General features: G+C 51.1%; 1 rRNA gene. It reads right to left on the reverse strand.

The window, feature by feature from the left end:
- Positions 1-270: ribosomal RNA gene (locus AB2U10_RS19305) — 16S ribosomal RNA — on the reverse strand; the annotation flags it as partial.

Raw genomic sequence — 270 nt, forward strand, 5'->3', positions numbered from 1 at the left:
TATCTCAGTGCCAGTGTGGGGGATACTCCTCTCAGAGCCCCTAAGGATCATCGCCTTGGTGAGCCGTTACCTCACCAACTAACTAATCCTACGCACGCCCATCCATATCCGATAAATCTTTTAACATAAACCGATGCCAGTTCATGTGTTATGCGGTATTAATCCCAGTTTCCTAGGGCTATCCCCCTGATATGGCCAGGTTGCATACGCGTTACGCACCCGTTCGCCGGTGACATTGCTGCCCCCTCGACTTGCATGTATTAAGCCTGC

Origin of the sequence: Leadbetterella sp. DM7, from assembly GCF_040829825.2 — a bacterium.
In the GTDB taxonomy this organism is placed as follows: Bacteria; Bacteroidota; Bacteroidia; order Cytophagales; family Spirosomataceae; genus Leadbetterella.